Origin of the sequence: Blastomonas sp. RAC04, assembly GCF_001713435.1 — a bacterium.
GTDB classification, from domain to species: domain Bacteria; phylum Pseudomonadota; class Alphaproteobacteria; order Sphingomonadales; family Sphingomonadaceae; genus Blastomonas; species Blastomonas fulva.
Window position 1 is genome coordinate 3,211,055 of the sequence record NZ_CP016460.1, and the last position, 19,542, is coordinate 3,230,596.

General features: G+C 65.0%; 17 protein-coding genes and 1 pseudogene. 9 read left to right on the forward strand and 9 right to left on the reverse strand.

The features are described 5' to 3' along the window. The first annotated feature begins 152 nt into the window (after positions 1-152). Entirely contained in the window at positions 153-1,736 is a 1,584-nt protein-coding gene (locus tag BSY18_RS15945) for a helicase HerA-like domain-containing protein (RefSeq protein WP_069051151.1), read from the forward strand. 137 nt (positions 1,737-1,873) lie between these two features. Here BSY18_RS15945 and BSY18_RS15950 read toward each other — a convergent pair whose 3' ends face one another. After that, complete coding sequence (locus BSY18_RS15950; protein WP_054135138.1) at positions 1,874-2,302, reverse strand: CBS domain-containing protein; 429 nt, start codon at positions 2,300-2,302, stop codon at positions 1,874-1,876. Between the two features lie 141 nt (positions 2,303-2,443). On the opposite strand from BSY18_RS15950, the gene BSY18_RS15955 reads away from it, so the two are divergent. Genes BSY18_RS15955 through BSY18_RS15965 form a run of 3 tightly spaced genes read left to right on the forward strand, consistent with a single transcriptional unit; the run spans position 2,444 to position 4,047 of the window. Continuing rightward, on the forward strand, positions 2,444-2,734 hold the full coding sequence (locus BSY18_RS15955) for a hypothetical protein (protein ID WP_054135137.1): 291 nt from the start codon (positions 2,444-2,446) through the stop codon (positions 2,732-2,734). 40 nt (positions 2,735-2,774) lie between these two features. After that, positions 2,775-3,182, forward strand: coding sequence for an acyl-CoA thioesterase (locus BSY18_RS15960; RefSeq protein ID WP_171900259.1), 408 nt, complete (start codon positions 2,775-2,777; stop codon positions 3,180-3,182). A 55-nt stretch (positions 3,183-3,237) separates the two neighbouring features. Further along, positions 3,238-4,047, forward strand: coding sequence for an NAD(P)-dependent oxidoreductase (locus tag BSY18_RS15965; protein WP_069051152.1), 810 nt, complete (start codon positions 3,238-3,240; stop codon positions 4,045-4,047). 42 nt (positions 4,048-4,089) lie between these two features. On the opposite strand, the gene BSY18_RS15970 is transcribed toward BSY18_RS15965, so the two are convergent. Next, positions 4,090-5,079, reverse strand: a complete 990-nt coding sequence (locus tag BSY18_RS15970) for an NAD(P)H-dependent glycerol-3-phosphate dehydrogenase (RefSeq protein ID WP_069051153.1) — start codon at positions 5,077-5,079, stop codon at positions 4,090-4,092. After that, positions 5,076-6,122, reverse strand: a complete 1,047-nt coding sequence (tsaD, locus tag BSY18_RS15975) for a tRNA (adenosine(37)-N6)-threonylcarbamoyltransferase complex transferase subunit TsaD (protein ID WP_069051154.1) — start codon at positions 6,120-6,122, stop codon at positions 5,076-5,078. The genes BSY18_RS15970 and tsaD overlap by 4 nt, the downstream gene beginning before the upstream one ends. Positions 6,123-6,163: 41 nt before the next feature. Here tsaD and hemC point away from each other — a divergent pair, with 41 nt between their 5' ends. The 5 genes from hemC to BSY18_RS16000 all read left to right on the forward strand — a co-directional run bounded on the left by hemC (position 6,164) and on the right by BSY18_RS16000 (position 11,696). Next, on the forward strand, positions 6,164-7,156 hold the full coding sequence (gene hemC, locus BSY18_RS15980; protein ID WP_083231508.1) for a hydroxymethylbilane synthase: 993 nt from the start codon (positions 6,164-6,166) through the stop codon (positions 7,154-7,156). After that, positions 7,156-7,869, forward strand: a complete 714-nt coding sequence (locus BSY18_RS15985; RefSeq protein WP_069051155.1) for a uroporphyrinogen-III synthase — start codon at positions 7,156-7,158, stop codon at positions 7,867-7,869. The genes hemC and BSY18_RS15985 overlap by 1 nt, the downstream gene beginning before the upstream one ends. Then, complete coding sequence (locus BSY18_RS15990; RefSeq protein WP_069051156.1) at positions 7,866-8,780, forward strand: mitofilin family membrane protein; 915 nt, start codon at positions 7,866-7,868, stop codon at positions 8,778-8,780. The genes BSY18_RS15985 and BSY18_RS15990 overlap by 4 nt, the downstream gene beginning before the upstream one ends. Before the next feature lie 5 nt (positions 8,781-8,785). Further along, a complete protein-coding gene (gene mobA, locus BSY18_RS15995; protein ID WP_083231509.1) occupies positions 8,786-9,400 on the forward strand; it encodes a molybdenum cofactor guanylyltransferase in 615 nt (204 codons plus the stop codon). Positions 9,401-9,563: 163 nt separating this feature from the next. After that, a complete protein-coding gene (locus tag BSY18_RS16000) occupies positions 9,564-11,696 on the forward strand; it encodes a transglycosylase domain-containing protein (RefSeq protein WP_069051157.1) in 2,133 nt (710 codons plus the stop codon). A 34-nt stretch (positions 11,697-11,730) separates the two neighbouring features. Here the strand turns inward: BSY18_RS16000 and BSY18_RS16005 are convergent, their stop codons facing one another. The 6 genes and pseudogenes from BSY18_RS16005 to BSY18_RS16030 form a co-directional block, all read right to left on the reverse strand. After that, entirely contained in the window at positions 11,731-12,102 is a 372-nt protein-coding gene (locus BSY18_RS16005; protein ID WP_069051977.1) for a VOC family protein, read from the reverse strand. 151 nt (positions 12,103-12,253) lie between these two features. Then, positions 12,254-13,312, reverse strand: a complete 1,059-nt coding sequence (locus tag BSY18_RS16010; protein WP_069051158.1) for a mannose-1-phosphate guanylyltransferase/mannose-6-phosphate isomerase — start codon at positions 13,310-13,312, stop codon at positions 12,254-12,256. After that, the gene (locus BSY18_RS16015; RefSeq protein ID WP_069051159.1) at positions 13,309-14,151 is read right to left on the reverse strand and encodes a class I mannose-6-phosphate isomerase; all 843 of its coding nucleotides are present in this window, start codon (positions 14,149-14,151) and stop codon (positions 13,309-13,311) included. Before BSY18_RS16015 ends, BSY18_RS16010 begins: the two co-directional genes overlap by 4 nt. A gap of 697 nt (positions 14,152-14,848) precedes the next feature. After that, entirely contained in the window at positions 14,849-15,757 is a 909-nt protein-coding gene (locus tag BSY18_RS16020; RefSeq protein ID WP_069051160.1) for a HEPN domain-containing protein, read from the reverse strand. A 342-nt stretch (positions 15,758-16,099) separates the two neighbouring features. Next, a complete protein-coding gene (glmS, locus tag BSY18_RS16025; RefSeq protein WP_069051161.1) occupies positions 16,100-17,923 on the reverse strand; it encodes a glutamine--fructose-6-phosphate transaminase (isomerizing) in 1,824 nt (607 codons plus the stop codon). Positions 17,924-18,524: 601 nt separating this feature from the next. After that, positions 18,525-19,540 (reverse strand): annotated as a pseudogene (locus tag BSY18_RS16030) (IS110 family transposase). Between the last annotated feature and the right edge of the window lie 2 nt (positions 19,541-19,542).

Here is a 19,542-nt window from a genome sequence, read left to right on the forward strand (position 1 = left end):
CTACCGCTTGCGGGAGGGGTAGCTGAGGCGAAGCCGAAGCCGGGGTGGGCCTGAGAGCACCGCCCCCCACACAGTTTACACGCCAGCTCCCTCGACTTGCCCCTGCTCTCGCGGCATACATCCGCAAACAGCAGCTGCGGGGAGCACCACCTATGTCCGATATCTTTCTAGGCCTTGGCGGCGGGGAGCGGCAGGTGCTCGTGCTTGCCCGTGCCAACCGGCACGGCATGGTCGCGGGCGCTACCGGCACCGGCAAGACCGTGACATTGCAGGGGATCGCCGAGAGTTTTTCGGCCGAGGGCGTTCCGGTATTCGTCGCCGATGTGAAGGGGGACCTTGCCGGGATCGCGATGCCGGGCTCACCCACCCACAAGGCGCATGACAAGCTTGTCTCGCGCGCCGCCGAGATCGGGCTCGAGGGCTTTGCCTATTCGGACAACCCCGCGATCTTCTGGGACCTTTACGGCGAACAGGGCCACCCGATCCGCACCACGATCAGCGAGATGGGGCCGCTGCTGCTCGCGCGGCTGATGGGGTTGAACGACACGCAGGAAGGCGTGCTCAACATCGCCTTCCGCTATGCCGATGAAAAGGGGCTGCTGCTGCTCGATCTTGCCGATTTGCAATCGGTGCTCGCCTATACCGCCGAGAACGCCAGCGAGCTGTCCGCCCGGTTCGGCAATGTCACCAAGGCTAGCGTTGGCACCATCCAGCGGCAACTGCTCCAGCTGGAAAGCCAGGGCGCCGCGCAGTTCTTCGGTGAACCCGCGCTCGAGATCGACGATTTCCTGTGCTGCGACGACCAGGGGCGCGGCTATATCAACGTGCTTGCCGCCGACAAATTGATGCATAGCCCCAAGCTCTATGCGACCTTCCTGTTGTGGCTGCTGTCCGAGCTGTTCGAGACTCTCCCCGAGGTCGGCGATCCCGAAAAACCCAAGCTCGTGTTCTTCTTTGACGAGGCGCATCTGCTGTTCGATGACGTCCCCCAGGCGCTCGAGGAGAAGATCGAGCAAGTCGTCCGGCTGATCCGTTCCAAGGGGGTGGGCGTCTATTTCATCACCCAGAACCCGATCGATATCCCTGAAAAGGTCGCAGGCCAGCTGGGCAACCGGGTGCAGCACGCGCTGCGCGCCTTCACCCCGCGCGACCAGAAAGCGATCAAGGCGGCGGCGGATACCTTCCGAATCAACCCCGATCTCGACGTCGAAACTGCGATCACCGAACTCAAGACCGGCGAGGCCCTGGTCTCGACATTGCTCGAGGACGGCTCGCCCTCGATCACCCAGCGTACGCTGATCAAGCCGCCGCGCTCGCGGCTCGGCCCGCTGACCCCGAAAGAGCGCGCGATCATCCAGTCGGTCTCGCCCTATGACGGCAAGTACGACACGCGGATCGAGCGCGAATCGGCGATGGAGGTGCTCGCACAGAAGGCAGCCGACGCTGCCGCGGTCGCCGAGGAAGTCGAGGCCAAGGGCAAGGACGAAGTGGCGAAGCAGCCGCGCAAGACGACATCGATCTGGGCCAAGGCGGGCAATGCCGCAGCCGGGGCGGCAGCCGCCTCGGCCGGCGCGGTGATTGCAGGCGCCATCCGCGGCAAGAAGAGCAGCGCGCGCCCGGGTGCAAGTGCGGCAAGCGCGGCTGCGGGCACGGTCGCGACCGAACTGGGCAAGGCGTTCGGCTTTCCGGGCCTCGGCCGGTTCGCGCGCAATCTGCTGGGCGGGTTGATGCGATAGGGGTTAGTGCCTGCCCCAAGCCCTTTTGTCGTCACCCCCCGCGAAGGCAGAGGGCCCGCTTCTGCCCGAGGGGCCAGACAAAGCGGAATTGCCGCGTTCGCGGGAATGACGGGCAAAAAACTGGAGAACAGCAGCCCTCAAACGCTCTGGATGTAATCCCTCAGCGCCGCGGCCTCGCTTTCGATCTTGTCGATGCGGTACTTTACCAGATCGCCGATCGAGACGAAGCCGATCAAAGTCGTGCCTTCGACCACCGGCAGATGGCGGATCCGCCTGCGGGTCATCAGCGAGAGCGCGGACATCACCGCGGTGTCGGGGGCAACGGTGATCGCGGGCGCGGTCATCGCCTTTTCGACCGGCTGATCGAGAATATCGGGGCCGTCGGAATGCAGCCGGTAGACCAGATCGCGCTCGGAGAAGATGCCGACCACCTCGCCGTCGCGCACGATCGGCAGCGCGCCGATGCGCTTTTCCGCGAGCAGGTTGGCCGCATCGCGCACGGTGGCATTGCAGGTGCATTGGTGGACCGCGCCATCGCGCCCGGACAGAATATTGGCAATGGTCATGACATGCGCCCTCCTAAGCGTTACGCCCGGTCCCTCTGACAAAGGCGGCAATGCAACGAGGTCCGCCATGGCGACTCAAGCAGAGCGATGGTCCCACGAAATGCTTGGAAAGAAAAGGCATCTCGACCTATATCCCCTTCCATGCCCCGCTTTTCCAATCTCGATGATCCCGAATATGCCCGCTTCGCCTGGCGCCGCTACTGGCGGGTGATGGGCTGGATGGCGGCGGCCACGGCGTTGGCGGTGGTGAGCATATTGGGCGTGCTGTTCATGCTGCACGGCACCGTCTCGATCCACATGTACATCGCTGCGGCGCTGGGCATAGGCTTCACGATGTTGCTGACCGCGGCGCTGATGGGGCTGGTGTTCCTTTCCAGCGGCACCGGCCATGACGAATCGATAGACGACGCGCTCGATCCCGAGTCCCCGTGACCGGGGCCGGAGTGCCGGGTGCCAACCGGGGGGTAATTCCATGACTGAGACCACCGATCGCCTGACCGAGTGTCGCGATCCCGTGCTGCGGGTGGTGCCCGCGCCTGCGGACATCAATTCCAACGGCCATATCTTCGGCGGCTGGGTGCTGGCGCAGATGGATATCGCAGGCGGCATCGTCGCCAGCCGCGAGGTTCAGGGGCCTTGCGCCACGGTCGCCATCGAGGCGATGCAGTTCCTTGCTCCCATCCTGCTGCGCGATATCATCTCGGTCTATGCCGAGGTCGAGCGGGTGGGCCGCACCTCGATCTCGATCCGGCTGGATGTCATCGCGACACGCGACCGCGGCGAACAGCAGGTGCGCGTGACCAGCGGCCTGTTCACCTTTGTCGCTCTCGACGACAACCACCGCCCGCGTCCCATCGTGCGCGACACCAGGCTGGCCTGACGCAGACCCCGGCAAACGCTTGTCAGCCGCTGCCAGGGCATTAGGGTCCCGCGCCATGAGCAGGCTTTTCATCTTCGGCATAGGCTATACCGCCTCGATCCTTGCGCAGCGGCTGCGCGCCCAGGGCTGGCAGGTGCAGGGCACGGGCCGTGCGGGCGACACCGATTTTGCCGACAGCGCCGCCGTCCACGCCGCGCTGGCAGGCGCGAGCCACATCCTATCGAGCGTTCCGCCCGATCGCGCCAGCGGCGCTGACCCGGTGCTCGCCGCTTATGCCGATGCGTTGCGCGCCGCACCCGCGCGCTGGATCGGCTATCTGTCCTCGACCGGTGTCTATGGCGATGCGCGCGGGGCGTGGGTTGATGAAGGCGCCATCGTCGGCACCGGCAGGCGCAACGCGCGCACCCAGGCCGATCTCGACTGGCAGGCGCTCGATCCCCCGCTCGATTCACGTGTCCATGTGCTGCGGCTGCCGGGGATCTACGGTCCCGGACGCAGCGCATTGGACCGGGTACGCGAAGGGTCGGCCAAGCGCATCGCGATGCCCGGTCAGGTGTTCAGCCGGGTGCATGTCGATGATATTGCAGGCGGGGTGATCGCATCGTTTGCAGGCCCGGCGGGGGTGTACAATCTCGCCGACGACCTTCCCTGTTCGCAGAATCTGGTGATCGAGGCGGCGTGCCGCCTGCTCGACATGCCGCCGCCGCCGCTGCAGACGCTGGAGGAGGCCAACCTGTCGCCGATGGCTTTGGGCTTCTATGCCGAGAACCGCCGGGTGGCGAACGGCAAGGCGAAACGGCTGTTGGGGTGGGAGTTGCGCTATCCTGACTACGAGGCGGGGCTCGCGGCGATTTTGGCGGGGTAGTGACTACTTTCTCCCCTCCCGCAAGCGGGAGGGGAGAGAAAATCACTCCGCCGTCAGCGGCCTCGCCAGCAGCGCCGCCACCGCAGCGCCCGCTGCGACGTCGCCTGTCAGCAGCGCGCACACGGTGTCGACGATCGGCATCGCGACGCCCCGGTCGCGCGCCACGCGCTGCAGCACCGGCGCGGTGAAGGCGCCTTCGGCCACGGTGGCGCGGTCGGCGAGGATATCGGCGGCGGTTCGACCCTCGCCCAGCGCCTTGCCCAGCGAGAAGTTGCGCGAACTCACCGACGAGCAGGTCAGCACCAGATCGCCCAGCCCCGAAAGCCCCGACAGCGTTTCGGCCTGCGCCCCGCAGGCGAGGCCGAAGCGCGTCATCTCGGCAAAACCGCGCGCGATCAAAGCGGCACGGGCGTTCTGGCCCAGCCCCAGCCCCTCGACCACGCCGCACGCGATCGCGAGCACGTTCTTGACCGCACCGCCGATCTCGGCGCCGGTGATGTCGGTGGTGAAATACGGGCGGAAGGCGGGGCGCGCGATCTGTGGCGCGATCCGCTCCCATTGCGCTTGATCCTCGCACGCCAGCGTCACCGCGGTGGGCTGGCCGCGCGCAACCTCGTGCGCAAAGGTCGGCCCGGAGAGCACGGCCAGCGGGCGTCCCGGAGCTGCGGCGCGCGCGGCATCGACCATCAGGTCGCCACTCGCCTCTTCAATCCCCTTGCAGCACAGCACTAGATCGGCGGTGCCGGGTGGCAGTTGCATGAGCACGCGGCGCATGTGCTGCGCGGGGGTCACCACCAGCAGCAGCGCGCAACCGGCCAGATCAGCCAGATCGGTGCTGGCCCGGATCGCGGGGTTAAGGTCGATCCCGGCGAGATACGCGCTGTTGCGGTGCTGCGCGTTGATCTCCTCGACCACTGCGGGTTCGAACGCCCAGAGCAGCACCTCGCGGCCATCGCTCGCCAGCATCTGCGCAAGGGCAGTGCCCCAGGCGCCGCCGCCGATCACGCCGACCGTTGGTTTGGTGTCGCTCATGCCTTCACTCCTGCACCGCGCGCCGCTTCTGCCTGTGGGTCGAGTGGCCAGCGCGGGCGTGCGGCGATATCCAGCGGATCGGTCAGCCCCAAAGCGAAGCGTTCTGCTCCCGCCCAGCCGATCATCGCGGCATTGTCGGTGCACAGCCATAAAGGCGGGGCGACAAAGCCCATATCGTGGCGGCTCGCGAGCGCCTCGAGCGCCGAGCGGATCGCGCCGTTCGCCGCGACTCCGCCTGCGACGACAAGGGTTCGGGGGGGTTCGCCCTCGTCGGCAGAGCCGGACAGAGCCTTCTCGAGCCTGTCGATCAGACAATCCACCACCGCCGCCTGAAAGCTTGCGGCGATATCCTCGGGCCGATGGCTCCCGCTCTGCGCCGCGCGCAGCACCGCGCTCTTGAGGCCTGCGAACGAGAAATGCGGCTCGGCGCTGCCCAGCAACGGCCTTGGCAGCGGTACCGCCCGCGCATCGCCGGTTTTCGCCAGCGCCTCGACCTTCGGCCCGCCGGGATAGCCCAGCCCCAGGATCTTGGCGGTCTTGTCGAATGCCTCGCCTGCGGCATCATCGATCGTCGTCGCCAGCCTGCGGTACTGGCCCACGCCATCGACCCGCAGGATCTGGCAATGCCCGCCCGAGACCAGCAGCAGCAGATAGGGAAATTTGAGGCTGGCGTCGGCCAGCCTGGGCGAAAGCGCATGGCCCTCGAGATGGTTGACCGCGATCAGCGGCTTGCCCGCCGCCATCGCCAGCGCCTTGGCGGTGACCAGCCCGACCATCACGCCGCCGATCAGCCCGGGGCCTGCGGTCGCGGCGACCGCATCGACATCGTTGAGGGTGAGCCCGGCATCGTCGAGCGCGGCCTGAATCAGCGGGGTGAGCATCTGGACATGCGCGCGCGCGGCGATCTCGGGGACCACGCCGCCATAGGGACGGTGCGCGTCTTCCTGCCCCGCCAGCCGGTGCGCCAGGATGCTGCGATCGGACCCGATCAGCGCGGCCGCGCTTTCATCGCAGCTTGATTCGATGCCGAGGATGATTGCCATGGGGCTTTCCCTTATCGCTATTGGCCGCTAGCACAAGGTGCATGGGAGAGACATTGCATCCCGGCGCCCGCGCCGACCTGCCAGAAGGCATAGCCGAAATCCTCGCCGACCGGCCCATCCGGCTGGGCACCCGCGCATCGCCGCTGGCGATGGCGCAGGCGCACATGACCGCCGCCGCGCTGCGCGCGCGCTGGGGGCTGGGCGAAGATCAGGTCGAGCTGTCGCCGGTGGTGGCGAGCGGCGACCGGATCACCGACCGTCCGCTTGCCGATGTTGGCGGCAAGGCGCTGTGGACGCGCGAGCTCGACTGGTCGCTGGGCGGGGGCACGATCGACCTTTCGGTGCATTCGATGAAGGATGTCGAGACGATCCGTCCCGAGGCCTTTGTGCTCGCCGCGATGCTGCCGCGCGCGGATGTCCGCGATGTCCTGCTGGGCGCTGCGAGCATCGATGCGCTGCCGCATGGCGCGCGCTTCGGCACCAGCTCGCCGCGTCGCTCCGCGCAGATTCGCAGCCTTCGCCCCGATATCGTGCCGGTGCTGTTCCGCGGCAATGTCGCCACCCGCATCGGCAAGTTGCAGGCCGGGGAGGCCGATGCGACGCTGCTCGCCGCCGCCGGGCTCGACCGGCTGGGCGAGACGCTGCCGGGGATTGCCTCGGTGCGGCTGGACAGCGACAACTGGCTGCCTGCCCCCTCGCAAGGCGCGGTGGGGATCGAAGTGCGCCGGGATGATGCAGCCATGCGCGCGCTGATCGGCGGGATCGACGATGCGCCGACCTCAGCCTGCGTGATGGCGGAACGCGCTCTGCTCGAGGCATTGGGCGGCGACTGCCACTCGGCGATCGCTGCACTGGCGCGGATTTCGGGCACCACGATCCATCTGCGCGCGGTGCTCTATTCCGAAGACGGCGCGCAGCATGTCGCGGGCGACATCCGCTTTGCGGCGAACGATCCTGGCGCACCGGCGCGGCTGGCCGCCGATCTGCTGGCCCAGGCCCCCGAGACGATCACGCGGCTGTTCCATCCGGGCTGATGGCGGGCGCGCGCATCATCGTGCTGCGGCCCCAGCCCGGCGCCACCGCGACCGCGCAGGCGCTGCGCGCTGCGGGGCACGATCCGCTGGTGACGCCGCTGTTCGTCATCGAGCAGGTCGCCTGGAGCCCCGCCGATCCGTCCGCCTATGATGCTCTGCTGGTGGGCAGCGCCAATGTCTTTCGCCATGGCGGCCCGGCGCTCGCGGACCTCAAGGACCTGCCGGTCTATGCGGTGGGCGGCAAGACCGCGCGGATGGCGCTGGACCTCGGCTTCCGGGTGCGCGGCCAAGGGCAAGGCGGGCTGGCCGCCTTGCTGCCGATGCTGGTCGAGGACGGCCATCTGCACATCCTGCGGCTGGCGGGCGAAGACCGCGTCGATCTTCCCGACAGCCGCCTCGCGATCGACACCCGCATCGTCTATCGCTCGCGCGCGCTGCCGATGCCCCCTGCGTTGGCAGATGCGCTGGCCAACCCCTGCGTGGTGCTGCTGCATTCGGCGCGCGCGGCCTCGCACTTTGCCGCCCTGGTCGATTCCGCCGGGCTGGATCGCGGGCGGATCAGCCTCGCGTTGTTCGCGCCTGCGTTGGTCGATGCGGCAGGGTCCGGCTGGGCTGCGGTGCGCGTCGCGGCCTCGACCGACGACCGTGCTTTGCTGGACGTCGCGGACGCCCTGTGCCAGCATGCTTCACCCAATCACCAACCGGAGACATGATGAACCCCGAGACCCCCCGCCCGGGCCGCCCTTCGCAAGGCGCCAGCGGCAGGACGCTGCTGATCCTGCTGGCGCTTGCCTTTGTCGGCGGAGCGACGCTGTCGGGCTGGCTGATCACCCGCTCGGGCTGGTTCACCGAAACACCTGCAACGCCTGCGCAGACCGCGCTCGACCGCAATGTCATTACCGCAGATCCGGCAGGTCCCGGCGCCGGCGGCCCGCCGCCTGCGATGACAGGCGGCATGCTCGGGGGCCCGGTTTCGCCGCGTGCGCTCGATGTGCGGGTGGCAGAGCTCGAGAACCGGCTGTCGCTGATCAATGTTCAGGCGCAGGAGGCATCGGGCAATGCAGGGCGCGCCGAAGGGCTGCTGATCGCCTTTGCCGCGCGCCGCGCGCTCGACCGCGCCTCGGCGCTGGGCTATCTCGAAGGCCAGCTGCAGCTGCGTTTCGGCGCAGCACAGCCCAATGCGGTCGCCACCATCGTGCGCGCCGCGCGCAACCCCGTCACCATGGACCAATTGCGCGCGCAGCTTGAGGAGATCGGCCCCTCGATCGTCTCGGGCCGCGCCGCCAATGAAGGCTTTTTCGATGCGCTGCAGCGCGAGGCGAGCGAGCTGTTCGTCGTCGAGCAGCAGGGCAGCGTGTCGCAGACCCCCTCGCAGCGGCTGCAGCGCGCCAAGCGCTATCTGGAGGCCGGGCGGGTCGAGGCTGCACTCGCCGAGATCGAGCGGCTGCCCGGAAGCAACAAGGCCGCCGACTGGTTGGCCAAGGCGCGGATCTATGCCGAGGCGCGGCGCGCTCTCGACATCATCGAAAGCGCGGCCATTCTCGAGCCGCGCGGCCTGCGCGATGCCGCTGGCCAGCCGATTGAGCAGCCCTCGCCGCTGGCCCCCAAGGCGCCTGCAAACTGAGCCTGATGGATATGTCCCTGCCGCAGGTCGCCGTGGTGCTGGCAGGCGGCCAGTCGCGCCGCATGCAGGGCGAGGACAAGGCGCTGGCGCTGATCGGCGGCGAACGCATGATCGACAGGGTGGTGCGGCGATTGTCGCGGCAGGTGGAGCAGGTGCTGCTGTCGGCGCCGCATGATTATGGCACCGGGCTCGAGGCGATCGCCGATCTCCCCGAAGGCCCAGCGGGACCCGTCGGCGCGATCCGCGCGGCGGCGCTGCATCTGGCGGCGCGCGACGTGCATGCGTTCGTCACCGCGCCGGTCGATGCGCCCTTCGTGCCGGACGATCTGGTCGCGCGGCTGGCGCCATCTGCGCCGGTGGCGATGGCCACAGGCGACGGCGGAACCCCTGGCGCTTGGCAGCCCGCTTTTGCGTTGTGGGACACGCGCGCGGTGATCGCAGCGCTTCCGGCAGAGGTATGCGCCGAAAAATGGTCGCTGCGCCGCCTGGGCGAGGCGCTGGGCGCGCGCGCGGTGGAGTTTCCAGAGCCAGGCGCGCTGATAAACGTCAACACGCCGCATGAACTCGCAATGGCGCAGGCGCTGGCAGGCGACGCGCCAGGCGGGCCGGGCACGGCATGAGGCCCCACCGAAACGCCTTGGCGCATGGCACTGGACGCGATATTCAGCAACGCGAAAGCCGGATGCTGCAAAACGCGGCGCTTTGCTGCGGCGCGGCTGATGCGCGCGTTGCATAATGAGCCTGGCACAATGAGCTGGGCACAATGATCGGGGCCGATTGCACATGGCGGTGAAAGACAAGGGTGACAGGGCCGCGTCGAAGCCCAGGCCCGCAAGCGGCCCGCGCCTGTGGTTCTGGCGTTTCGTCAAGATCGGCTCGGCGGCAGCGGTGATCGGGCTGATCGGCCTGGTCGTCGCGGTGGTCACCGTGATGGGTTCGCTGCCCAGCTTCCAGGACCTGAAATCCTCGCCCAACGGCCAGATGATCCTGGTCAAGGCCGCCGATGGCACCGAGATCATGCAATTGGGCCCAAGCTTCGGCGAATGGCTGGATATCGATGACATTCCGCAGGTAATGAAGGACGCGATGGTCTCGGTCGAGGACCGCCGCTACGCCTATCACCCCGGCGTCGACCCGATCGGCATCGGCCGCGCGATCTACAATTCGGTCGCAGGCGGCGGCCGCGTGCGGGCGACATCAACGATCACCCAGCAGCTCGCGCGCAACGTGTTCCTCAGCAACAGCCGTTCGTACACCCGCAAGATCCGCGAAGGCGTGCTGGCGCTGGCGCTGGAGCGCAAGTTCTCCAAGGACCAGATCCTCGAGCTGTACCTCAACAAGGTGTATTTCGGCGGCGGCGCCTATGGCGTGGATTCGGCGGCGCGCAAGTTCTTCAACCATGATGCCAAGACGCTGTCGCTCGCCGAGGCCGCGATCATCGCCGGACTGGTCAAGGCGCCCTCGCGTTACTCCCCCACCGCCGACAGCGAGGCCGCTCTGGGCCGTGCGGGCGTGGTGCTGCAGGTGATGCAGGATGTCGGCACGATCACCCCGGCCCAGGCCGCCGAGGCGGATCTCGAAGGCGTCGAGTTCGCGCCCGAAAAGGGCCAGAATTCGGTACGCTATTTCACCGACTGGGCATTGCCGCAGCTCGACACGCTGATCGAGGACAATGGCGAGCCGATCGTGGTGTGGACCACGCTCGATCTCAACATGCAGCGCGCAGGGACCGCAGCGATCCAGGCGCATGTGCCGCGCGGCGCGCAGGGCGCACTGGTCTCGCTCGACCGCGATGGCGCGGTGCGCGCGATGGTCGGCGGCACCGATTACGTCACCTCCAACTACAACCGCGCGACCAGCGCGCTGCGCCAGCCGGGTTCGGCGTGGAAGCTGTTCGTCTATCTTTCCGCGCTGGAGGCGGGCTATACGCCCGAGGACATCGTCACCGACGCGCCGATCACCATCGGCGGCTGGTCTCCGCGCAACAGCGGCGGCAGCTATGCGGGCGACATCACGCTGCGCACCGCCTTTGCCTATTCCAAGAACACCGTTGCCGCGCGGATCGGCGAGGATGTCGGCACCAGCTCGATCGCCAACATGGCGCGCCGTTTTGGTATCACCACCCCGATCACGACCTTGCCCTCGATGGTGCTGGGATCGTCCGAGGTGCGCGTGATCGATATGGTGCGCGCCTTTGCCGGGGTCAGCTCGGGTGGGGTCGCGATTTCGCCTTATGGTATCACCAAGGTCACCACCAGCGATGGCGAGGTGCTCTACAGCCATGAATCCGACATGAGCCAGGTGCTCGTTCCGCCGCACGTCACCGCCGGGATGACCGACCTGCTGCAGACCGCGGTCAATGTCGGCACCGGGCGCGCCGCGCAGATCGGGCGGCCTGTGGCGGGCAAGACCGGCACCACCAACAGCAACAAGGACGGCTGGTTCCTTGGCTTTTCGAGCGGGATCACCACCGGCGTATGGATGGGCCGCGACGATGCCCGCCCGGTCGGCGGGCTGCAGGGCGGCACCGCGCCCGCGCGCGCGTTCGCCTCGTTCATGAAGGTCGCGGTCGCCAAGCGCAAGGTCGAGCCGTTCGACACCGAGCTCAAGCTTCCCGAATGGCAGCTAGAGCCCGACGACGAGGCCTATTTCGGCTCGCCCGACGATGTGATCTTCATCGACGAGAACGGCAACCCGATCGATCCGGGCCGCGGCCCGGCCGAGCCCGACCCGTTCGCGCCGCCGCCGGTGCAGCAGCCCGAGCGGCTGGATGACAATTTCATAGATCGCGCGCTTGGCCGTGATCCGGTCAACCGGCCGCAGGTCCGTCAGGCTGAACCCCGGCCCCCTGTGCGTCGTCTGCCGCCGACGCCGCAGGAAGAACGGGTCGCCCCGGCGCTGCGCGAAGACGAATAGGCGGGCGCTGGCGCTCTTTGCCCGCTGTGCGCGATCAGTCCCTGACCTGCGACAGCGCGATGCGATTGCCTTCGCTGTCCTCGATTTCGGCGACAAACCCCGCCGCGCCGATATCCTTCTTCGCGTAGAGGATCCTGGCGCCTCGGGCCTTGGCCTTTTGCAGCACCGCATCGATATCGGGAACGTCGAAATAGACGATCACGCCCTCCTTGCTCGGCCGGTAGACATCGCCTCTGGCCAGCGCCCCGCTCGCACCGGCAGCCCCGTCGGCGCGCGCAAAGAACGCCATGTCATATCCATCGACCTCTTGCCGGGTCAGCCGATAGCCGAACACGGCTTCATAGAACGCCACCGCCCGGTCCATGTCGGTGACGGGGATCTCGAAATGAACCACCGGATTGCCCATCGAACGCGCCTTTGTGCTGTTATCCTCGCCAGCCACCGTTCCACCGCTGCACGCAGCGATTCCAAGGCACAGCGCTCCAATGGCAAGCCATGGGGCGAAAAGGGATGGAAACCGGATCATCTGCCCGCCTCGTTGCCTCTTGCCCGTGCTGCTACCCGCCCGCTTTCAGCGCCTCGACGATCTTCTTGACGTCCTGCGAGCGGCCCTTGGGGACGATCATCACGTGGCTGCCGTTGGCGATGATGATGAGGTCGCTGATGCCCGATGCGGTGACGGTGATGCCGTCGGCATGGATGTGCGAATTGCTGCAACCGATCGCGATGACCTCGCCATGGCGGGTGTTGCCCGCGTCGTCGGGCGGGGCGATGCCTGCCAGCGCGTCCCAGCTGCCGACATCCGACCAGCCGCATGACACCGGCACGATGGCGACGCGGTCTGCGCGTTCCATCACCGCATAATCGATCGAATCGGAGGGGCAGGCGGCAAAGCGGTCGGGCAGCGGGCGGATGGTGCGCGCGTTGAGCTGGACGCCCTCGAGTGATTCCCTTGCGGCGCGCAGCATGTCGGGGGCGTGCAGCGCCAGCTCCTCCAGATAGCGATCGGCGCGCATCAGGAAGATCCCGGCATTCCAGGCATGGTTGCCCTCGGCCAGCATCGCCTCGGCCTTGTCGCGCGGCGGCTTTTCGATGAAGCGTTCGACCTGCCGGACCCCGGGGATATCGGCGAGCGGCGCGGCCATGAGGATATAGCCAAAGCCGGTTTCGGGCCCGGTCGGCTCGATGCCGAAGGTGACCAGCCAGCCCTGTTCCGCGGCGGGACGCGCAGCGTCGACTGCGGCGAGAAACGCATCCAGATCGCCGATGACATGGTCGCTGGGCATCACCAGCATCACCGCATCGCCCGATCCTGCCGCCAGCGCCGCCAGCGCGATAGCAGGCGCAGTGTTGCGCGCGCTCGGCTCCAGCAGAATCCGCGCATCGCCCAGCCCCGCTTCGGTCAGTTCGGCCTGCATCAGATCGCAATGACGCTCCGCGCCAATGATCAGCGCAGGGCCGAACCTGTCCGAGCCGTTGGCGCGCGCAAGCGTGTCGGCGAACATCGACCGGTCGGTGACCAAGGGCAGGAACTGCTTGGGGCGGGCTTCGACCGACAGCGGCCAAAGCCGGGTGCCCGAACCGCCCGACAGGATCACGGGAAGGATTTTTGTCATGCAGTCTGGCCGTTCTCATGAGCGCGGGCGAGCAGCAGGCGCGCGTCGCTGCTGGCGTGATAGGAAGAGGCTGGATCGATCGCGAGACATTCGCCCGCTACCGCGGTAACGGCACCGGCGGCGCTCTGCACCGATACGCTGCCTTCGATCGGGATCACCAGCAGCGGGCCTGTTCCCTCCAGCGTTTCGGGGGCATCTCCTGCCAGGCGAAGCTCGAACAGCGGCCCGTCGACCAGTGTCTGGTCGGTGTCCAGATCGATGTGCCGCGCCAGCGTGTGGCGATAGGGCGCAGCGTTCGCAACCGCGATGCTCTGGTCGAGATGCAGTTCGCGCGGGCGGCCATAATCGTACAGCCGGAAGGTCACATCGGCGTTCTGCTGGATCTCGATCAGGCTGAGCCCCGCGCCGATGGCGTGGATGGTGCCAGCCGGGATGTAGAAGAAGTCGCCGCGCGCCACCGGGAGCCAGGCAAGCAGCTGCTCGATCGAGCCATCGAGCGCGGCCGCGCGCAGTTCGTCACCGCTGAGGTCGCGCACCAGGCCGATCCCCAGCGTCGCGCCGGGTTCGGCATCGAGCACCAGCCAGCACTCCTCCTTGCCGCCGGACAGGCCGATCGAGCGCGCGTAGGCATCGCCAGGATGGACCTGGATCGACAGCTTCTCGCTAGTGAAGATGTACTTCACCATCAACGCGAGCGGAGCAGCGCCTTCAGCCTCGAACCAGATTTCGCCGATCTTGTCGGGGCCGGTGTTGCTGAAGGGAGCCGGGACATCGGCCTTTCCCCATGGCTTTGTCACCTCGCGCGCCGTAAGCTTCATCGGAAAAGCCATTACATTCATAACTGTCATCTCCGCGATGCTCCCAGTTTAGTCAAGCGTGACACGTCAATCTGGGCAGTCTATCTAAAAAGATGGAAGACTCTTCGCCAAGCCCATTGGTGGCCCGCCAAAAAATGTGGTCCAGTTTTTTACAAGACTTTTCATATCGTGTAACGCGCAGAGCTGAAAAAAGTCAGGCTATTCAAAAGTTTCTTGATGCTGCAGGCCTTCAGCGCTTCAGTAAGCGCGCAGCTGGAAACCAGAAGCGCCGATGTGATCTCGTCCTGCCAAGCCTTACGGAACCTTGTGATCTAGATGCCGCAGCTCTCAAACAAGCCCGGCATCAACACCAGTAGCACCGACTAGACCCCAGAAAGTTCATTCAAACTGATAAACTCCTAAAGTGTTCGCCTGCTCACATAAAAGCTGAGCAGGTGCCTTGTGCATCAGTACATCAGTGCATCAGTGCATCAGTGCAGCAGTCCGCCGGAAATCCCGAAACCGTCGAATCCGAATGCCAAATTTCAATTAGACTATCGCTGCTACAAGCACCAATTCCGTGGCGACCTGATTTTCAGGAGGGTTGAGTATATTGTTACACACTTATCCACTTAAAAAACAGCTCTACCATTCCCAGGCCTGCTGGTTCCGGCTGCACTGCACTAAAGTCTGAATTATATGGTAACTGTCGCCATGATTGCTCTATTTATAGGATTTTTCATTCAATTTTATCCAAACATGCTATGCGTACTAACTCCTGCAACACTAACACACGTTCGCCAAGCCAATCGAGTTCTTCTTCGCTTATCTTGTAGTGGGATGAGTAGCGGGCATTCACGTAGGCCTGCCGGAGTAATTCGAAACATCGCCGACTGAACCGGTCATTGCGCGGCCACGCCGCAATGAGCCCAGGTGACAGCTCTTCAGCATGGCCGCGCAGAAAGCCCAGCTTGTGAGATTTTGGACTATACAGGGTGAAGACTAGCATCAAGCAATGGTAAAGCCGCTCAGTTGCTTGATGTAGGGTAAAAGCTGCATCACGCCGCCATTCGACGTCGGCGTGCGCTTCGAGTTGTTCGATTCTGAATGTCTGCAGGCGCCTTTTGGCGCTGGGGTACCATTGATTAAAGTAATTTCGCGCCTCCTCAAGCGAGGCTTTTTCCCCTAATTTAGTAGGCATAGCAAACGGAAAGCCCTCTGCCTCATAGAGAGCTATACCTTGTTTTGCGATATCGACGAAGAATGGTCGGCCGTGTTTTAGTTGCCTGTTTACATCACTGATAGTGTGTACAATAAAATTCACCGGCGCGCTCAACCTATTTGTTATCACCATCTCGCGCATCAAATGATCATCTGTACCAGCCCAGTAGTCAACAACATCCGATAATCTTTCATCGTTTACTACTACGAGAAGATCATAATCAGATTTGTAACCGCTGAGCGGATCATCGACCCAATCCCCTCGAGCAAAACTTCCATACAGGACGACCTTAAGAATTCTTCCCTTCCTTTTCCAAGGGGCCGTAGTGTTGCCGATTGCTGCAGCAAACTCATCAAACAATATACGGACTGCCGCTCGCAGTTCGCTCTGCTTTTGTTCGGGTAGATGGTCGAGGTCGGAGCGCATTGGCTTACCTTGCTATCCGAGCCAAGCGTTTGCAAGCGCCAAGCCATACAACGCATCGAAAATGGATATGCTTTCGACGTTTGATCACTCCCCACAAACGCACCAAGGGTGAAGTCCTTCTGCTATACAACAGAGCCCCGCTTAGACCAGTTTTAGCGTTCACGAGAAATTGGTCGGTACGGTGTTACCGTCGAATAGGTCCTAAAGCGCCGTTTCGGAGCAGTGGCTGGTCAGCGCATCCTGCACCTGCGGCGCGACGTCGGCCTGGAACCGCACCTCGCCGCAATGGCAGCCGCCGGTGACGGTCAGGCTATCTGGTCGATTGATGACCTCTGGACCCCGTCACTCCACAGTGACGGACTTGGCGAGGTTTCGCGGCTGATCGACATCGGTGCCCTTGGCGACCGCGACGTGATAGGCGAGCAGCTGGACCGGCACGGCATAGACGAGCGGCGCGATCAGCGGGTGGACCTTGGGCATCTCGATCGTGGTAAGACACCCCTCGCCTGCTTCGGCGAGGCCTTCGGCATCCGAGATCAGCACCACCTTGCCGCCGCGCGCGCGCACCTCCTGCATGTTGCTCACCGTCTTTTCGAACAGCGGGCCCGAGGGCGCGATGACGATGATCGGCACCGCCTCGTCGATCAGCGCGATGGGGCCATGCTTCATCTCGCCTGCGGCATAGCCTTCGGCGTGGATGTAGCTGATTTCCTTGAGCTTCAGCGCGCCTTCCAGCGCCAGCGCATAGTCCGGCCCACGCCCCAGATACAGCACGTCGCGCGCCTGTGCGATGGTGTGCGCCATTGCCTCGATCTCGGCATCATGTGCCAGCGCCGCGTTGATCGCAGCGGGCGCCTCGATCAGATGGCGCACGATCTCGGCCTCTTCAGCCTGGCTGAGGCGCCCCTTGGCGCGCGCAAGATTGACCGCAAGCGCCGCCATCACCGCCAGCTGGCAGGTGAACGCCTTGGTCGAGGCCACCCCGATCTCGGGGCCCGCGTGCGTCGGCAGCAACAGATCGACCTCGCGCGCCATCGAGCTGGTGGGAACGTTGATGATGCCTGCGGTGGTCACCCCGCCCGCCTTCATGTGGCGCAGGGCCGCCAGCGTATCGGCGGTCTCGCCCGATTGAGACACGACCACGCCCAGCATTCCGGGCGACAGCACCGGATCGCGATAGCGGTATTCCGACGCGACATCGACCTCGACCGGCACGCGGGCGAGCTGCTCGATCCAGTATTTGCCGATCATGCCAACATAGGATGCGGTGCCGCAGGCGATGATCGTCACCCGGTCGATGTCCGAAAGCTCGAAGTCCATCTGCGGCAGCGCCACCTGCTGTTCGACCGAGCGGATATAGCTTTGCAGCGTCTGCGCCACGACCACCGGCTGCTCGAAGATTTCCTTCTGCATGAAATGGCGGTGGTTGCCCTTGTCGATCAGCGCGCCTGTCACACCCGACAGCGTGACCTCGCGCTCGACCGGAGCATTGTCGGCGTCAAAGACCTGCGCGCCGTCGCGGGTCAGCACCACCCAGTCGCCCTCTTCGAGATAGGCGATGCGCTGCGTCAATGGAGCGAGCGCCAGCGCGTCGGAACCCAGATAGGTCTCGCCCTCGCCATAGCCCAGCACCAGAGGCGAACCCAGCCGCGCGCCGATCAGCATATCCGGATACTGGCGGAACGCGATGGCGAGCGCGAAGGCGCCGCGCAGCTGCGGCAGTACGGCCTTGACCGCGTCCTGCGGGCTGTCGCCGGCCTCGATCCGCTCGCTCAGCAGATGCGCGACGACCTCGGAATCGGTCTCGCTCTCGAAACGGCGACCACGCGCTATCAGCGCATCGCGCAGCTGCTTGAAATTCTCGATGATGCCGTTGTGCACCAGCGCCACTTCGTCCGTAGCATGTGGATGCGCGTTCGATGTGGTCGGCGCGCCGTGCGTCGCCCAGCGGGTGTGCGCGATGCCGACATGGCCGGGCGCGGGATCCTTCGCCAGCACATCGACCAGATTGCGCAACTTGCCCTGCGCGCGCCGACGCACCAGCTGGCCGTCGTGCACCGTGCAGACTCCCGCGGAGTCATATCCGCGGTATTCCATCCGCTTCAAACCATCGACCAGATCGCCCACGACATCGCGCCGGGCGAGGATTCCAACGATACCACACATGCAGGAAGAGGCCTTTCAAAGCAGATACGAAACAGGAACTGTAGGCGTCGTTGCCAGCTATCCGTTTGTGTACTCGTTAACGATATTGCGATCGGGCCGGGCCTTTAGACCGGTTTGATAGGTAATCTCAACCTCTAGTGTGATTTGCGGCACACGGCGCAGTTTGCGAGCCAGCAGCTGCAGATTTATGGGAGACAGCTCGCCACAATGATACCAGCTGGCTACGGGCATCCATGTGAATAGGAAACTTGCTGTCGCTCAAGTTGGTCCAGTGACGTGATGGCGTGGACGGCCCCCGCACCAGCGTAGCTGTGTCATACTGCGGTCGTTGTAGGTCCATGTGTGGACGACCTCCGCGGCGCAAGAGATTTTCGGCATTGATGACCTCGGTCGGGTGCATCCATGTGTTCGGCCTGTTCGCGCAGCACCAAATGGCTGCTGGCCCTGATGAAATCCGCAGGCTGGCTCCCTAATCACGTCATCGCGCTCGAAGCGCTTTGACCCTCTGGGTTTCACCAACCCCCGGTCTGACCGGTTCGTCATCACTACTAAGCTGCTCCAACGCATCCCATCACGCGATTGTCGAGTGACGGAGATCTCGTTATGCGGCGGCGGCGTAGACCTCCTTCCGCGTCGTCACTTCCCAGGCAATCCGTGCTATCTTGTTGGCGAGCGCCACTGCCGCGATCTTCGCAGGCTTGCGCTCGAGCAGGTCCGCCATCAGGGTTGGCGAGCCGGATTCTTGCGCGTTATTCGCATAACAGCAGTCGAACCGACGACCAGAAGCCGGCGAAGATAGCCATCGCCCTGTTTGGTTATTCCGCCGAGCCGCTCTTTGCCGCCCGAGCTGTTCGCACGAGGTGTGAGCCCAAGCCAGGCGGCGAACTGACGACCTGATCGGAACGGAGAGGCGTCGGGCACCGCTGCCGCGATAGCTGAAGCTGTGATCGGGCCGATCCCCGGGATCGTAGCCAACCTGCGGCTCGTCTCGTTGTTACGGTGCCAATCGAGGATTTGCGCCTCAAGCCTATCGATCTCGCTGGTTAGTGCCCTCAGCTGAGCGGCAATAGCATGAAGGGCCGAACGCGTGTGTGCGGGAAACCTGTCCTGCTCTTCGTGCAGCGCCTTCAGGGAAGCCACTACGCCGCCAGCGCCCAGACCCGTCACGATCCCGTATTCAGCTAGGTGGCCGCGGAGCGCGTTGATCAACATGGTGCGCTGTCTGACCATCAGGTCGCGACTTTTGTGGAGCATCAGCACCGCCTGCTGCTCGACCGACTTCACAGCGACGAAGCGCATCGTCGGCCGGGTGACCGCTTCGCAGATCGCTTCAGCATCCGCTGCATCGGTCTTCCCACGCTTCACATACGGCTTAACATGGGCCGGAGGCATGAGGCGCACCTCATGGCCGTTCGCCGTCAACTCGCGCGCCCAGTGATGCGCCGACGTACACGCTTCCATGCCGACCAGGCAAGGCGGCAACTCAGTGAAGAAGCGGATGATTTCTGTCCTGCGCAACCTGCGCCGGAACAGCACTGCGCCATCGGCAGCGATGGCGTGGACCTGAAACACATTCTTCGCCAGATCCAATCCGACGGTGACAATCTTCTGCTCCATGG

Bases quoted from the DNA above. Each gene is read 5' to 3' on its own strand.
- BSY18_RS16010 (WP_069051158.1), bottom strand. From the start codon at position 13,312: ATGACAAAAATCCTTCCCGTGATCCTGTCGGGCGGTTCGGGCACCCGG.
- BSY18_RS15960 (WP_171900259.1), top strand. From the start codon at position 2,775: ATGACTGAGACCACCGATCGCCTGACCGAGTGTCGCGATCCCGTGCTG.
- tsaD (WP_069051154.1), bottom strand. From the start codon at position 6,122: ATGGCAATCATCCTCGGCATCGAATCAAGCTGCGATGAAAGCGCGGCC.
- BSY18_RS15970 (WP_069051153.1), bottom strand. From the start codon at position 5,079: ATGAGCGACACCAAACCAACGGTCGGCGTGATCGGCGGCGGCGCCTGG.
- BSY18_RS15955 (WP_054135137.1), top strand. From the start codon at position 2,444: ATGCCCCGCTTTTCCAATCTCGATGATCCCGAATATGCCCGCTTCGCC.
- BSY18_RS15965 (WP_069051152.1), top strand. From the start codon at position 3,238: ATGAGCAGGCTTTTCATCTTCGGCATAGGCTATACCGCCTCGATCCTT.
- mobA (WP_083231509.1), top strand. From the start codon at position 8,786: ATGGATATGTCCCTGCCGCAGGTCGCCGTGGTGCTGGCAGGCGGCCAG.
- BSY18_RS15950 (WP_054135138.1), bottom strand. From the start codon at position 2,302: ATGACCATTGCCAATATTCTGTCCGGGCGCGATGGCGCGGTCCACCAA.
- glmS (WP_069051161.1), bottom strand. From the start codon at position 17,923: ATGTGTGGTATCGTTGGAATCCTCGCCCGGCGCGATGTCGTGGGCGAT.
- BSY18_RS16020 (WP_069051160.1), bottom strand. From the start codon at position 15,757: ATGCGCTCCGACCTCGACCATCTACCCGAACAAAAGCAGAGCGAACTG.
- BSY18_RS15985 (WP_069051155.1), top strand. From the start codon at position 7,156: ATGGCGGGCGCGCGCATCATCGTGCTGCGGCCCCAGCCCGGCGCCACC.
- BSY18_RS16015 (WP_069051159.1), bottom strand. From the start codon at position 14,151: ATGAATGTAATGGCTTTTCCGATGAAGCTTACGGCGCGCGAGGTGACA.
- BSY18_RS15945 (WP_069051151.1), top strand. From the start codon at position 153: ATGTCCGATATCTTTCTAGGCCTTGGCGGCGGGGAGCGGCAGGTGCTC.
- BSY18_RS15990 (WP_069051156.1), top strand. From the start codon at position 7,866: ATGATGAACCCCGAGACCCCCCGCCCGGGCCGCCCTTCGCAAGGCGCC.
- BSY18_RS16000 (WP_069051157.1), top strand. From the start codon at position 9,564: ATGGCGGTGAAAGACAAGGGTGACAGGGCCGCGTCGAAGCCCAGGCCC.
- BSY18_RS16005 (WP_069051977.1), bottom strand. From the start codon at position 12,102: ATGGGCAATCCGGTGGTTCATTTCGAGATCCCCGTCACCGACATGGAC.
- hemC (WP_083231508.1), top strand. From the start codon at position 6,164: ATGGGAGAGACATTGCATCCCGGCGCCCGCGCCGACCTGCCAGAAGGC.